Raw genomic sequence first — 13,745 nt, 5'->3', positions numbered from 1 at the left:
ATGCTGAATCTGACCGATCTGACCCTGCATTACGGGCATTCGCAAATCCTCAACGGTATCTCGCTGGAGGCCGCGCGAGGAGAGGTGACCTGCGTGATGGGCACCAATGGCGTGGGGAAAACAAGCCTGATCAAGGCGATCTCGGGGACGCATCCGCGCTCGGGCGGCGATCTGATACTAAACGGTGAGGCCCTGCCACCTCTGCCAGCCCATCGCATGGCGTGGAAAGGCGTGGCCTACGTGCCGCAGGGGCGCGAGATTTTCCCGCTGTTGACTGTCCGCGAAAACCTTGAGGCCGGCTTTGTCTGCCTGCCAACAAATGAACATTTTGTTCCGGACGAGATCTTCGATATGTTCCCGGTGCTGAAGAAAATGCAGAGCCGACGCGGGGGTGATCTGTCGGGTGGCCAGCAACAGCAACTTGCTATTGCCCGGGCGCTGATCACCAAGCCTCAGCTTTTGCTGCTGGACGAACCGACCGAAGGCATTCAGCCCAACATCATCCAGCAGATCGGCGAGGTAATTCGCCACCTCCGAACCAAAGGAGAGATGGCCACCATTCTGGTCGAGCAGTATTTCGATTTCGCTTATAATCTTGCCGACAAGTTCATCGTCCTGCGGCGCGGCGCGGTCTTGATGCAAGGCACGCGGGACGAGCTGTCGCGGGAACAGGTTCTGCAAGGCGTAACGGTTTGACATTCATAAAGGAACCAGCCCGTTGAACGGCGAGAAGCTTCAGGCTTTACGGGGCGTACTTTAGAACTCTAGCTACCTAGTGCGGACTTTAATGCAACATCGCAGCGGTGGATTCGTTACGCTGTGTTGGGTTCGAACAGTGTCAGATTCTGCATTTGCAACGGATGACCGGAATGTGGGCTGCGACCACAGAATGCCACCAACGCGTCGAATGTCTCTTATGGGCCGGGAATACGGGCAGGGGCCTATTCTGCGTCTGCTCCGAGGTCTGGAAGGAGCCCACTTTGACCGATGCTGCGCGATGCCCAAATGACAGCAATGCGCAGACAGCGTACTTTGAAAAGTCGCGTGGTTGCTCAAAGCCGACCCAAATTGCAACATTTTGATGCTGCAATCGCATCTCGCAGCTCTGCCCTTCGTGTAAAACGCAGAACGTCTAGAGTAAGCGTCTGTCGAGCGGCAAATGGATACTGCTATTGCATCATTACCTACGAGGGCTGCTGTCGGCTTGATAAAGGCCGCCACTCTGGAATCGAAAGCACTGGCGCTATGTCGCTTCCAGAGCCGCGTGAGTACAGAAAGGAGAGATTGCAAATGAGCGCTCTTGAATTCAAAAGAACGCTTTGTTGGCTTTTGGGACGGCCTAACCCAAAACTTTCAAATTCACCTGTGTGATAGCTTCCTCTCAAGAATTTTCATTCCAAATCAAGATACAAATTCCCTGTTCATACGTTCGACTACGAACTTGCATGGCTAAATATGTGGGAGAATGACATGGGCGCTTTTAACATTTTGGCATTCATCGGGTTCACCGCTCTGGTTGCCATCTTGTCCTATCTGTGGACGAGAGGGACAGATGAAGAGCATTCAGAAGGCTACTTTTTGGGGGGGCGATCGCTAACTGCGCCCGTCATTTGTGGCTCTTTGCTGCTAACAAATCTGTCAACTGAACAGATTGTTGGCTTAACCGGACAGGCCTATACGGAAGGTGTGCTTGTCATGGCATGGGAGACACTTGCCGCAATCGCAATGGTTGTGACTGCACTTGTGCTGCTGCCACGCTACTTGAAATCTGGAATATCGACGATTCCCAGTTTTCTTGAAGAACGTTACGACTCTCAGACGAAAACCATCACGTCATTGTTGTTTCTTTCAGGCTATGTCGTCGTCTTGCTGCCGATCGTTCTGTATTCGGGTGCACTTGCCCTTTCAACTATGTTCGACGTTCCGAACCTGTTGGGGGTGAATGACACAATCGCCCTTTGGCTTACGGTTTGGGCGTTGGGGATCATCGGGTCTATCTACGCGATTTTCGGCGGTCTGAAGGCAGTAGCGGTCTCGGATACGATCAACGCCGTTGGCCTGTTTATTGGCGGATTGCTTGTTCCCTTTTTCGGCCTCCTTGCGGTAGGCGAGGGCAGCCTGTCCGCTGGCATTTCGACACTGTACCAATCCAATCCGGAACGCTTCGACGCGGTTGGTGGCCCTGAATCGTCGATTCCCTTTGCCACCATCTTCACAGGGATGATGCTGGTTCAGTTGTTCTACTGGGGAACCAATCAGGCGATCATCCAAAGGGCGCTTGGTGCAAAAGATCTCAAGGAAGGGCAAAAGGGCCTGCTGCTTGCCGGTGTTTTCAAGATCCTGGGTCCGATCATCGTGGTGCTACCAGGGATCATCGCATACCAGCTGTTCAATGATCTCGAAGTCGGCGACCAGGCTTATCCACGGCTTGTCACCGAGGTGCTTCCCTACCCTCTGCGCGGGTTCTTTGCCGCAGTGTTGTTCGGCGCGGTTTTGAGTTCCTTCAACTCGGCACTCAACAGTTCGGTCACGCTTTTCGGTGTCGATATCTATCGGCAGCATTTCAAGCCTGATGCGACAGATGGACAAACTGTTTCAGCAGGTAAAAAGTTCGGCGTTGTCCTGGCAATTGCCTCTATGACGATCGCACCATTTATCGCAAATGCGCCGCAAGGTCTGTTTGGGTATCTGCAAGAAGTAAACGGATGCTATTCGATCCCGATTCTGACGATCATTCTGGTTGGTGTATTTACCAAGCGCGTCCCGCCTATCGCGGCGAAAATCGGACTTGCATCAGGTGTTGGCCTTTACATCATCAGCCAGTTCGGCCTCAAGAATATCGTCGGTGCAGAGAGCTATCCGCATTTCCTGCACGTTATGGCGGCCCTGTTCGTGCTGAATGTTTGCATCATGCTGTGGATTGGCAAGACACGTCCGATGGAACCGGCCTATGTCTCTCGTGAAAGTCACGCGGTGGATATGACGCCTTGGGCGTATGCGAAACCTGTCGGCGCGTTGATCACGTTGATCGTGGTTTCCACCTACTTCATCTTCACCTGATTAATCTTCAGCGTGAAAATGCGAACGGCCCCATTTTTTGGGGCTGTTCATGATTCTGAGGCTTCGGTCATTTTTCAGAACGGAGCGCATTTTTGAGACGAGGCGCCGTCAGGGACTTTTCACGGACCAGTTGTGCGAAGAAGGTGCGGATGGTTTTGAGTTTCGAGTTTTTCATGTCATCTCCTATTGGGCCAGGGGTTGTTGGTAACCCCTATCTAGAAAACAATGTCCGCCATTACCAATGCTCAATCATCAACGCAGATATGCATTTTATTCAATATTATCAATATACTAATATATATATCCTGCATGAATATTGTTGAATAAACATGCCAGAACTGTGCTGTCTCATGAAGGATCAGTGAGCCTCCCCAACTGAACTGGACCCCCGTTTTGTTTAGGAATCGATGAACCACGAACGGCAAACAAGAGACCGAAGCCAGAAGAGCTTGTCTCGAAGTTACGGCAGGTTGAAGTTTTGGTAGGGCAAGGCATGTCCCGTCTTGATGCGATCAGACAGATCGGAGTTGTTGAGCAAACCTATTTCCGCTGGAGGAAGACCGCAGTCCTGTTCAACGCGATCCTGAGACTAAGCTGATTGTTTTTGCGGGCAGTTCTTCGTTTTGTGAAGGACCAATTTCGATTGTTGTGTGACCAAATCAGCCAATTCTGGCCGGCAGGACCCGCAATTCGTTCCAGCCTGAAGAGCATCTTCGACACTATCAACATCGGTCATGGAACAGACTAGGTTGATTGCGTAGCGGAGGATTTCAGGCTCATCGTAACCATCAGAGAGTGGAGATGAGAATGAAATCCGGGAAACAGAAAGCATCGGCAGAGAGAGTTGTCAAAGACATCCGCGATCAAAGGCCGGACACTGAACTGTACTGACCAGTTGTGCAATCAGAGCATTTTGACCTTGCAAAGCAGACGTCATCCACACAGGATGAAGCGGGCTTTCGCTACATATTCCCCAATGGCTTCAACTTAGCTTATTCTTAGCACTTACAGCCTTATTTTGGTTTATTGCGCACCCAAGACGCGTCATTTTTCGAGCTTGTCTGACACGCTGTGATAAACCACATGCCATTCATTGCAGCGTCAATCCCAGGGAGGAGAAGCCCATCGCTAGAACCGCTGATAAGATCGGCTGCGTCATTGTAGAGATTGGCGAAACCCTCTAGATACCCCTCGGGATGCCCAGGAGGGATGCGCGTCCAACGGTCCTTTTCTTCGCCTAAATGAGAGCCGCCCCGTGTGAGGATTTGTGTGGCCGCCCCAAACCTAGTGAAACTCATTTGATTTGGGTTCTCTTGGTTCCACTCAATGCTGCCTTTATCGCCATAGATGCGCAATGTCAGGCTATTTTCGCAACCAACGGCAACTTGACTGGCCCAAATCATACCCTTGGCACCACCATCCAAACGTAAAAGGATGTGGGCATTGTCATCGACCTTACGCCCATCTACGAAACTATGCAGGTCTGCGCACAGCGCTTCCGTACCAAGCCCCGATACGAAAGAGAGCAGATTGAAGGCATGCGTGCCGATATCACCGATTGCGCCGGCCCCAGAGCGATATGGATCAGTGCGCCAGTCGGCTTGTTTGTTCTGGGCGTCCTCAGTAAGCCAATCCTGGGCATATTCAGCCTGAACCACACGTATTTTCCCCAGATCTCCACGTACAATCATCTCTCGGGCTTGCCGCATGAGAGGGTAACCTGTGTAATTATGAGTGAGGATGAATTTTGCATTTGAAGTGTCCACGGCAGCTTTGATTGCCTCAGCATCTTCCTGTGTCGCGGCAAGGGGTTTGTCACAGATCACGTTAATCCCAGCATTCAAAAACGCGATCGTCGGGCTTGCATGCATATGGTTTGGCGTCACAATCGCAACTGCATCAATCCCGTCTTCACGTGCAGCTTCCTGCTGGGCCATGACTTCGAAACTGTCGTAAGACCGCTCCGGCGCGATGCCCAGCTCCACAGCCGAGGTCGCCGCGCGTTCGGGGTTGGATGACAACGCGCCCGCGACCAGATCCCACTTGCCATCGATACGCGCGGCGATGCGGTGGACACCGCCAATGAACGCGCCTTGGCCGCCGCCGACCATTCCAAGTTTTAGCTTTTGCATATTCCTAGCATCCGTTTGATTTGCGCATCGTCACGCTCTGCTCCGGCGAAGTCGTCAAAGGCTTTGCCGGTCACTTCGATCAAGTGTTTTTCGATAAAGGGTGCCCCTTCGGCTGCGCCTTGTTCCGGTGACTTGATGCAGCATTCCCATTCAAGAACGGCCCAGCTGTCGTAGCCATAATGCGTGAGCTTTGAGAAAATCCCGGCAAAATCGACCTGGCCATCCCCAAGAGACCGGAAGCGCCCGGCGCGGTCGGTCCAACCCTGATAACCGGAATAGACACCCTGACGTCCGGTTGGGTTAAACTCGGCATCCTTCACGTGGAACGCATTGATGCGGTCGTGATAGATGTCGATGAAGGCCAGATAATCGAGCTGTTGCAGCAGGAAATGCGAGGGGTCGTAGTTGATCATCGCCGCGTCATGGCCGTCACATGCATCGACAAACATCTCAAACGTGGCGCCATCGAAGACATCTTCGCCGGGATGAATTTCAAAGCCGATATCCTGCCCGTGATCCTTGTAGTGGTTCAGGATCGGGGTCCAGCGGCGGCCAAGCTCGGCAAAAGCCTCCTCGATCAACCCGGCGGGGCGCTGCGGCCAGGGATAGAGATAAGGGAACGCCAGCGATCCTGTGAAACTGACCGTGTGCATGAGGCCAAGCCGTTCGGAGGCGACGGCGGCCTTCATCATCTGATCCACGGCCCATTCCTGCCGCGTCTTGGGATTACCATGCACGACCTTAGGCGCGAAGGCGTCAAAGGCTTCGTCATAGGCGGGGTTCACGGCCACCAATTGGCCCTGAAGATGGGTCGACAGTTCGGTGATCTCGACCCCCGCGTCCGCGCAAATCCCTTTAATCTCGTCGCAATAGGTCTGGCTGGTCGCTGCCTGTTCAAGGTCAAACAGGCGTGCGTCGAAGGTCGGGATCTGCACGCCCTTGTAGCCCAACCCCGCGGCCCAGCGGGTGATCCCGGCCAGGGAGTCGAAGGGCGCTTCATTGCCCGCGAATTGGGCCAGAAAAAGGGCTGGCCCCTTGATTTGAGTTGCCATCGTTTTCTCCTTGCGATGGATTGTTAGTGTTCAGGAGGAACGTGCAGCCTTTGCATCAACGGCTCATCGGGTGCGATCAGTTGCTGCATGACAGCCTTTGCGAGGAACTGGCCCGTCTTCCCGACATCCTCAGTTTCGACGAGGATGTCGTCGCGGAATGTCTTCAGCAACGGCACGGTTTCTTTCGAATACACGTCGATATCCTTGCCCAGCTTGCGCCCTAGGCCTTCGAGAACACCGATGGTCGCGATGGCCACTTTGGGGGAAGCGCAGACAACAGCATCAATATCTGGTGACTTTTCAAACCTGTTCAGCAGCCAATGCCGGATGTCGTCGGAAGAATCGTCGCTGGAGACCCTCTCGGCAATTCGATAGCTCAGATTCAGATGAGGTGCGGTTTCAATCAGGCTGCGCTTCATGTCCGTGGCATAGGCCTGATGCAGGGGTGGTAGAATTGCGTGGATGTTTCTGCGTCCACGCTCTGCAAGACGGTTTAGAGCGATGCGCATGAATGCAGCGTTGTCGTAGTCGGAATAGGCGTGATCGGCGCACCACTTCGAACGCCCGTGCGTCGCAAATGGAAACTTGCGTTCCATCAAATACGCGACGCGCTGGTCTTCTGGTTCGACCATATTGAAGATTACCGCATCGGCTGACCGCGTTTCGACGATGTACTTGATCGGCCGCAACGAATCTTCGTCTGGAAACCATGGCAACACGTTCAGGTGAAACTGTGTCCCACGCAACTCGAGTGCGATTGAACTCGTAAGGCGAGTTGCGCTGCTGATGACGTCGCCCTCCGCGGGCACGACGAGGGTGACAACATTTGTTCGTCCTGTCCGGAGGCGGACCCCGGCTCGGTTTGGGACATAGCCCACCGCATCGGCGATTTTGCGTACAAGCTCTTTGGTGTCGCTGCCGATATCCGGAGCATCCCCCAACGCGCGTGAGACCGTTGCGACGGCCAAACCGCTGATTCGCGAGATTGTCTTCAGGGTCGGTCGCTCGCCTGGATGAACCAGCGCCGACAGTTCTTTTTTGCTTAATCCAGCGATTACATCTGCGCTTCGTCTCATTAGCCTACACCTCAGAACATTGCTTAGACAGGCCTGAACCTATTCAGCAATTCTTGCTTCGCCTCCGTCTGCGAAAGGTCGCACCCCAATAATAAAGCGTACAAAAAAACACTTGCAAGGAGAAACTATAACGTTATAGGAGAAAAACTATATCGTTATAGGTGGGAGGAAACCATGAACCGGACTAAAATGCTGATGTCAGCAACGGCGATTGTCGCCGCATCCAGCGCTTCTGCCGCTGAGCTTGAAGTTATGCACTGGTGGACGTCGGGCGGTGAGGCCGTAGCAGTCCAGCAGTTCGCCGATGCCTTTAATGCCACGGGCAATACTTGGGTTGACGGCGCGATCGCTGGAGGCGACGCCGCGCGCGCTGTTATGGTGAGCCGCCTGACAGGTGGCGACCCAATGGGCGCGTTCCAGTTCAACCACGGCCGTCAGGCCGAAGAGCTGATCGAAGCAGGGCTGCTGCGAGACATCACCGACATCGCCGAGGCCGAAGGTTGGCTTGACCTTGTGAACCCTCCCAGCTTGCTGGAAGCCTGCACCGTCGACGGGCGCGTCTATTGCGCCCCGGTAAACATCCACTCCTGGCAGTGGCTCTGGGTAAGCCATGGTGCTTTTGAAGACGCCGGTGTTGCGGTACCGACCAATTGGAATGAATTCGTTGCCGCTTCAGACGCTCTTGAGGCTGCCGGGAAAATCCCGATGGCCATAGGTCAGCAGGGCTGGCAGCAGGCCGGCGCATTCAATGTCTTCATGGCAAGCTTGCCGCCAAGCGACGTATTCACCAGCGTTTATGGCGACAAGAACATCGAGATTGCCGCGGGCGAAGACGTGGCATCCGTGTTCGCCGCCGCCGCGTCCGCGCGGGATATGGCTGCTAACTCCAACGTCCAGAACTGGAACGACGCCACCAACATGCTGATCACGGGCAAGGCTGGTGGCCAGATCATGGGTGATTGGGCACAAGGTGAATTCGCGGTTGCCGGTCAGGTTGCCGGTGAAGACTATAGCTGCTTGCCTGGTCTTGGCGTAAACCCGCGTCTATCAACGGGCGGTGACGCATTCTACTTCCCCGTGCTCGACGACGCGGAGTTATCGGCGGCCCAAGCCGAACTCGCAGCCCTGCTTCTCAAGCCTGAAACTCAGGTGAGCTTTAACCTAGCGAAAGGCTCGTTGCCGGTCCGGGGTGATATCGACCTCGAAGCGGCCAATGACTGCATGCAGCAGGGTCTGGCCTTGCTTGCGGATGGCGCACTTCTGCCGGACTTCAACATGCTAGTGACCCCTGACACCAAATCTCAGATCGACGATCTTATGGTGCAGTTCTTTGCCGATCCTTCCTACTCCCCGGAAGATGCACACGCCGATTTCGTGCGCATTATTGAACGCGCAAACTAAGCCACTCTGTGGTTGGCGCGTTTTCGAACGGGCTAACCCATCCACTTTGATTGTCGGGCTTTCAGCAGGGAGATAGGCGATGACTTCGACGCGCCCAAACCAGCTGTTCCGGAACAAATCAGCAAAGATTGCAGCAATACCAATGGTGTTGACCGCACTCTTTGTCTTTGTTGGCGGAACCGTGTGGACGGTTGTTTACAGTTTTACCGATTCAGGGCTTTTGCCGCGCTTGAATTGGGTTGGCCTTGACCAGTATGAGCGGCTTTGGACAACACGTAAATGGCTGGTTTCAATCGAGAATCTTGCCATCTATGGCTTCTGTATGCTGGTTCTGATGTTTGTGATCGGCTTCATTCTGGCTGCGCTGATTGACCAAAAGATCCGATTTGAGAATACCATTCGGACCATTATTCTTTACCCATATGCGCTCAGCTTCGTTGTCACCGGTCTGGTCTGGCAATGGATTCTGAACCCGGAATTCGGCGTGCAAAGTATCGTGCGTGGTCTGGGTTGGGAAAGCTTCACCTTCGACCCGCTCTATACGGCCGATATCGCGATTTACGGCGTGCTCATTGCTGGCCTCTGGCAGGGAAGCGGGCTCGTTATGGTGCTGATGCTCGCCGGTCTTCGCGGTATCGATCAAGAGGTCTGGAAGGCCGCCCGTGTCGACGGTATCCCCGCCTGGAAAACTTATATCTTCATTGTCATCCCGATGATGCGCCCGGTCTTTATCACGACCCTTGTACTGGTGGTGACGGGCATTGTGAAACTCTATGACCTGATCGTGGCGCAAACGGGCGGGGGTCCGGGCATCGCCACCGAAGTTCCCGCCAAATACGTCTATGACATGATGTTCCAGGCCAACAATTTGGGTCAGGGCTTTGCTGCCTCGACCATGATGTTGGTGACGGTCGCAATCATCGTGATCCCCTGGGCTATCCTCGAGTTTGGAGGCAAGAACCGTGGCTGATACTTCCGCTTCCGCTTTCACCGACCCACATGGGCCAAAACCGCAAAAGGCCTTCTCACGGCGCAATATCTTTCTCTACGGCACGCTCTTTGTAGTGGCTGCCTACTACGCTCTGCCGCTCTACATCATGATCGTGACGTCGCTGAAAGGCATGCCGGAAATCCGGATGGGCAATATCTTTGCCCCGCCGATGGAGGTGACTTTTCAGCCCTGGGTCAAAGCCTGGTCCGAGGCTTGTACCGGTCTGACCTGTAACGGTCTCAGTACTGGGTTCTGGAATTCGGTCCAGATCACGATCCCCTCGGTGATCCTGTCGATCATCATCGCATCGGTGAACGGCTACGCTTTGGCCAACTGGAAGTTCAAAGGCGCGGATTTGTTCTTCACCATCCTGATCTTTGGTGCCTTCATCCCCTATCAGGTGATGCTCTATCCGATTGTGATCATGCTGCGCGAGATTGGCCTATACGGATCGTTATCGGGGTTGGTCATTGTTCACACGATCTTCGGGATGCCGATCCTGACGCTGCTGTTCCGCAACTATTTCACGTCGCTGCCTGAAGAGCTGTTCAAGGCTGCACGCGTCGACGGGGCGGGCTTCTGGGGCATCTATTTCCGCATCATGGTGCCCATGTCCCTGCCGATCTTCACGGTTGCGATGATCCTGCAAGTGACAGGCATCTGGAACGACTTCCTGTTCGGCGTCGTCTACACCGGCCCGGAAAGCTATCCGATGACTGTGTCGCTGAACAATATCGTCAACACGACCCAAGGCGTGAAGGAATACAACGTCAATATGGCCGCCACGATCCTCACCGGATTGGTGCCACTGACCATATATTTCGTCTCGGGAAGACTCTTTGTGCGCGGCATCGCCGCCGGCGCGGTGAAAGGCTGAACATCATGGAAAATTCAGTAGAAATAAAAAATCTCGACCTGCGGTTTGGATCGGTTGAAGTCCTCAAAGACCTCAATCTCGATATCGGAAAGGGCGAATTCCTGGTGCTCCTGGGCTCGTCCGGTTGCGGCAAGTCCACCCTGTTGAACTGTATTGCAGGCCTGCTGGATATCTCCGCTGGGCAGATCCACATAAACGGTCAGAACGTTACTTGGGCCGAGCCGTCCGAACGTGGCATCGGCATGGTGTTCCAGTCCTATGCGCTCTACCCGCAGATGACGGTCGAGGGGAACCTGTCCTTCGGCCTTAAGAATGCGGGCCTGCCAAAGGCTGAGATCGCCGAGCGGATCAAACGCGCCTCGGAAATCCTGCAAATCGAGCCGCTTTTGAAACGCAAACCTGCCGCCCTGTCCGGTGGTCAGCGTCAGCGTGTGGCCATCGGGCGTGCGTTGGTGCGCGACGTCGATGTTTTTTTGTTTGACGAGCCGTTGTCGAACCTCGATGCGAAACTACGCGCGGATCTGAGGGTCGAAATCAAGCGCCTGCACCAGAACCTCGAAAACACCATGATCTACGTCACCCACGACCAGATCGAAGCGATGACGCTGGCCGATCGGATCGCGATCATGCGGGGCGGTCAGATCATGCAGCTGTCGTCCCCTGATGAAATCTACAGCCGCCCGGTCAACAAATATGTGGCGGGCTTCATCGGATCGCCGTCAATGAATTTCATGGATGGCCAGATCAAGGACGGTCACTTCGAAGTGGGCGAGCAGAAGATCCCGCTGTCCGGCTACGAATTCTCTTCGGAGGGTTCGATCGAAGGCCCTGCGACCTTGGGCATCCGCCCCGAACATGTGGTCACCGGAGAGCTTGTGCAGAACGCGCCCTATCTGATCGATGTGGATATCGACCTGATTGAACCAACTGGCTCAGACAAGCTGGTGGATTGTGTTGTTGCGGGCAACCATTTCCGCGTGCGCATGGAGGGGCAGGCCGATGTGAAGGTCGGTGAGAAACTGCGACTTGGTTTCGACCTGTCACAATCCTCGCTCTTTGATATTCAATCGGAATTGCGTCTCTAAGCCACTTTCCAATCCAGAAAACGGGCCGAAGCCATCCTCTCAACTTGATCTTAAAGGACAGATCATGCCGTCTATATCCTATCAGCTTTATTCCTCCCGCAATTGGGACGTTGAAGAGACCTTCAAGATGCTCGCCGAATTGGGCGTCAATGAGGTCGAAGGTGTTGGCCCTTACTATGAAGACCTGGTCAAGACCAAAGCCTTGCTCGAGACCCATGGCATGACCATGCCGACGGGCCATTTCGCGCCCGATCTCGTGGAGCACGAACCGCAAAAAGCCATCGAGATTGCCAAGACCCTAGGAATCAAGACGGTGATCGTGCCCTTCATTCCGCCGGCCGAACGCCCGACAACTCTGGCTGGTTGGCAGGAATTTGCCACGCGTCTGGCCAAAGCCGGCGAACCGATCACCGCCGCTGGGTTTGAGTTCGGCTGGCACAACCACGATTTCGAGTTTGTTCCTGTCGACGGGCAGATCCCGCTGGATATCATCGCCGCCGCTTCGGACGACATCATGCTTGAGCTGGATTTGGCCTGGGTCAAAGTGGCTGGGCACAACCCAGCGGAATGGTTAGCGAAATATGCTGACCGCATCACCACCGTGCACGTCAAGGACCGTGCGCCCGAAGGTGAAAATGCCGATGAGAGCGGCTGGGCCGATGTTGGTCACGGCATCATGGACTGGCCCGCGATCAAGCAGGCGATGGATGCCGCCGGGGTCGAGCGTTATGTCATCGAGCATGACAACCCCAATGACCACGTCCGCATGGCGACCCGCTCGCTGGCCACTGTTCAGGCATTTTGAGGGATCGCAGACATGAAGACTGTTGGTGTCGGCATCATCGGCTGCGGAAATATCTCGACCTCTTACCTCAAGCTCGCGCCACTTTTTGAGGCGCTTGAGGTCCGGGCGGTTGCCGACCTGAACATGGATGCCGCCAAGGCACGGGCCGAAGAGTATTCCGTCCGCGCCGATACGAGTGACGATCTGCTGTCTGCTGATGACATTGAGATCATCGTCAACCTGACGATCCCGGCGGCACATTTCGATGTGACCAAACGGATTTTGGAGGCAGGCAAACACGCCTATTCCGAAAAGCCCTTCGTGCTGACCCTTGAAGAGGGCGAAGCACTGCGGAGCCTGGCGGCGGAAAAAGGTCTGCGCGTAGGATCGGCGCCGGACACCTTCCTGGGCGGTGCCCATCAACTCGCTCGTGCAGCCATTGACGAAAATCTGGTCGGGGATATCATCGGTGGTACCTGTCACGTAATGTCGCGCGGAATGGAGGCTTGGCACCCCAATCCGGACTTCTTTTTCCAGCCCGGTGGCGGACCCATTCTTGACCTCGGTCCCTATTATGTGACCAGCCTGGTGCAACTTATCGGGCCGGTGAAAGCGGTGACAGCCATGGCTTCGGCCAGCTTTCCGACCCGCACCATCGGCAATGGCCCACGCGATGGCGAAACCGTGCCTGTGGACACGCCAACCAATATTCACGCCGTGCTTGAATTCGAAAACGGCGCGCTGATCACCCTTGGCGCAAGTTGGGATGTTTGCGCCCATCGCCATGAGAATATGGAGCTCTATGGAACTGATGGTTCGCTGTACCTTCCTGATCCAAATTTCTTTGGGGGTGAGGTTTATCTAGCCAAGCAGGACGGCGATGCCACCGCTATTGCGTCTCGCAATCATGCATTTGAGATCCCCAATGCCAAGGACGGGCAAGGGAATGACCGTGCCAACTACCGCTGTGCAGGACTTGCGGATATGGCCGCTGCCGTCGCCACGGGAAGGCCGCATCGTTGCAGCTTGGAACTAGCGACTCACGTGGTCGAGATAATGACCGCAATCCTACAGTCGGCTGAAGAACGACGCTGGGTCGATATAGTCACCTCTTGCGAACGTCCGGATGCGTTGCTCCCGGATCAAGCCCGCGCTCTACTCATTTGAGTTGCCTCCTATGGTTCTGTCGCTGTCTGACGTCAGCACCAATGGGACAGTTTAGGGCGATTTGATAAGAGAGGGTTTCTGGCTCATCGTAACCGCCAAGGAGTGGAGATGAGAAAGAAA

Annotated in this window: 12 protein-coding genes; 8 read left to right on the top strand and 4 right to left on the bottom strand. The window is 54.7% G+C overall.

Going from position 1 to position 13,745, the window contains the following annotated elements:
* Both urtE and ACR0MO_RS18935 read left to right on the top strand, forming a co-directional pair.
* Entirely contained in the window at positions 1-696 is a 696-nt protein-coding gene (gene urtE, locus ACR0MO_RS18940; RefSeq protein WP_480892801.1) for an urea ABC transporter ATP-binding subunit UrtE, read from the top strand.
* A 774-nt stretch (positions 697-1,470) separates the two neighbouring features.
* Positions 1,471-3,060 carry a solute:sodium symporter family transporter gene (locus ACR0MO_RS18935; RefSeq protein ID WP_480892799.1) on the top strand — a complete coding sequence of 530 codons (1,590 nt, stop codon included), beginning with the start codon at positions 1,471-1,473 and terminating at the stop codon, positions 3,058-3,060.
* 589 nt (positions 3,061-3,649) lie between these two features.
* On the opposite strand, the gene ACR0MO_RS18930 is transcribed toward ACR0MO_RS18935, so the two are convergent.
* From ACR0MO_RS18930 to ACR0MO_RS18915, 4 genes are all read right to left on the bottom strand, one after another.
* Complete coding sequence (locus ACR0MO_RS18930; RefSeq protein WP_480892795.1) at positions 3,650-3,796, bottom strand: (2Fe-2S)-binding protein; 147 nt, start codon at positions 3,794-3,796, stop codon at positions 3,650-3,652.
* Positions 3,797-4,073: 277 nt separating this feature from the next.
* On the bottom strand, positions 4,074-5,192 hold the full coding sequence (locus ACR0MO_RS18925) for a Gfo/Idh/MocA family protein (RefSeq protein ID WP_480892792.1): 1,119 nt from the start codon (positions 5,190-5,192) through the stop codon (positions 4,074-4,076).
* The gene (locus ACR0MO_RS18920; protein ID WP_480892789.1) at positions 5,180-6,244 is read right to left on the bottom strand and encodes a sugar phosphate isomerase/epimerase family protein; all 1,065 of its coding nucleotides are present in this window, start codon (positions 6,242-6,244) and stop codon (positions 5,180-5,182) included. Before ACR0MO_RS18920 ends, ACR0MO_RS18925 begins: the two co-directional genes overlap by 13 nt.
* Positions 6,245-6,267: 23 nt before the next feature.
* Positions 6,268-7,320 (bottom strand): LacI family transcriptional regulator, encoded by a 1,053-nt coding sequence (locus ACR0MO_RS18915; RefSeq protein ID WP_480530623.1) that lies wholly within the window; start codon positions 7,318-7,320, stop codon positions 6,268-6,270.
* A gap of 174 nt (positions 7,321-7,494) precedes the next feature.
* Between ACR0MO_RS18915 and ACR0MO_RS18910 the strand changes: the two genes are divergently transcribed.
* The 6 genes from ACR0MO_RS18910 to ACR0MO_RS18885 all read left to right on the top strand — a co-directional run bounded on the left by ACR0MO_RS18910 (position 7,495) and on the right by ACR0MO_RS18885 (position 13,625).
* The gene (locus ACR0MO_RS18910) at positions 7,495-8,721 is read left to right on the top strand and encodes an ABC transporter substrate-binding protein (RefSeq protein ID WP_480892786.1); all 1,227 of its coding nucleotides are present in this window, start codon (positions 7,495-7,497) and stop codon (positions 8,719-8,721) included.
* 79 nt (positions 8,722-8,800) lie between these two features.
* The gene (locus ACR0MO_RS18905; RefSeq protein ID WP_480892783.1) at positions 8,801-9,691 is read left to right on the top strand and encodes a carbohydrate ABC transporter permease; all 891 of its coding nucleotides are present in this window, start codon (positions 8,801-8,803) and stop codon (positions 9,689-9,691) included.
* On the top strand, positions 9,684-10,589 hold the full coding sequence (locus tag ACR0MO_RS18900; protein WP_480892781.1) for a carbohydrate ABC transporter permease: 906 nt from the start codon (positions 9,684-9,686) through the stop codon (positions 10,587-10,589). Before ACR0MO_RS18905 ends, ACR0MO_RS18900 begins: the two co-directional genes overlap by 8 nt.
* Before the next feature lie 5 nt (positions 10,590-10,594).
* Positions 10,595-11,674, top strand: coding sequence for an ABC transporter ATP-binding protein (locus ACR0MO_RS18895; protein WP_480892778.1), 1,080 nt, complete (start codon positions 10,595-10,597; stop codon positions 11,672-11,674).
* A 64-nt stretch (positions 11,675-11,738) separates the two neighbouring features.
* Positions 11,739-12,479 carry a sugar phosphate isomerase/epimerase family protein gene (locus ACR0MO_RS18890; protein WP_480892776.1) on the top strand — a complete coding sequence of 247 codons (741 nt, stop codon included), beginning with the start codon at positions 11,739-11,741 and terminating at the stop codon, positions 12,477-12,479.
* Between the two features lie 12 nt (positions 12,480-12,491).
* A complete protein-coding gene (locus tag ACR0MO_RS18885) occupies positions 12,492-13,625 on the top strand; it encodes a Gfo/Idh/MocA family protein (RefSeq protein WP_480892773.1) in 1,134 nt (377 codons plus the stop codon).
* The last annotated feature ends 120 nt before the right edge of the window (positions 13,626-13,745 follow it).

It is taken from the genome of Ruegeria sp. K5, from assembly GCF_056531805.1.
The sequence above is the reverse complement of the archived record's forward strand: the minus strand, read 5'-3'. Positions and strand labels throughout refer to the sequence as shown.

What these genes read in the sequence shown, in the direction of transcription:
- ACR0MO_RS18935 (WP_480892799.1), top strand. Translation starts at nt 1,471, where the DNA reads ATGGGCGCTTTTAACATTTTGGCATTCATCGGGTTCACCGCTCTGGTT.
- urtE (WP_480892801.1), top strand. Translation starts at nt 1, where the DNA reads ATGCTGAATCTGACCGATCTGACCCTGCATTACGGGCATTCGCAAATC.
- ACR0MO_RS18905 (WP_480892783.1), top strand. Translation starts at nt 8,801, where the DNA reads ATGACTTCGACGCGCCCAAACCAGCTGTTCCGGAACAAATCAGCAAAG.
- ACR0MO_RS18930 (WP_480892795.1), bottom strand. Translation starts at nt 3,796, where the DNA reads ATGACCGATGTTGATAGTGTCGAAGATGCTCTTCAGGCTGGAACGAAT.
- ACR0MO_RS18910 (WP_480892786.1), top strand. Translation starts at nt 7,495, where the DNA reads ATGAACCGGACTAAAATGCTGATGTCAGCAACGGCGATTGTCGCCGCA.
- ACR0MO_RS18915 (WP_480530623.1), bottom strand. Translation starts at nt 7,320, where the DNA reads ATGAGACGAAGCGCAGATGTAATCGCTGGATTAAGCAAAAAAGAACTG.
- ACR0MO_RS18925 (WP_480892792.1), bottom strand. Translation starts at nt 5,192, where the DNA reads ATGCAAAAGCTAAAACTTGGAATGGTCGGCGGCGGCCAAGGCGCGTTC.
- ACR0MO_RS18890 (WP_480892776.1), top strand. Translation starts at nt 11,739, where the DNA reads ATGCCGTCTATATCCTATCAGCTTTATTCCTCCCGCAATTGGGACGTT.
- ACR0MO_RS18920 (WP_480892789.1), bottom strand. Translation starts at nt 6,244, where the DNA reads ATGGCAACTCAAATCAAGGGGCCAGCCCTTTTTCTGGCCCAATTCGCG.
- ACR0MO_RS18885 (WP_480892773.1), top strand. Translation starts at nt 12,492, where the DNA reads ATGAAGACTGTTGGTGTCGGCATCATCGGCTGCGGAAATATCTCGACC.
- ACR0MO_RS18895 (WP_480892778.1), top strand. Translation starts at nt 10,595, where the DNA reads ATGGAAAATTCAGTAGAAATAAAAAATCTCGACCTGCGGTTTGGATCG.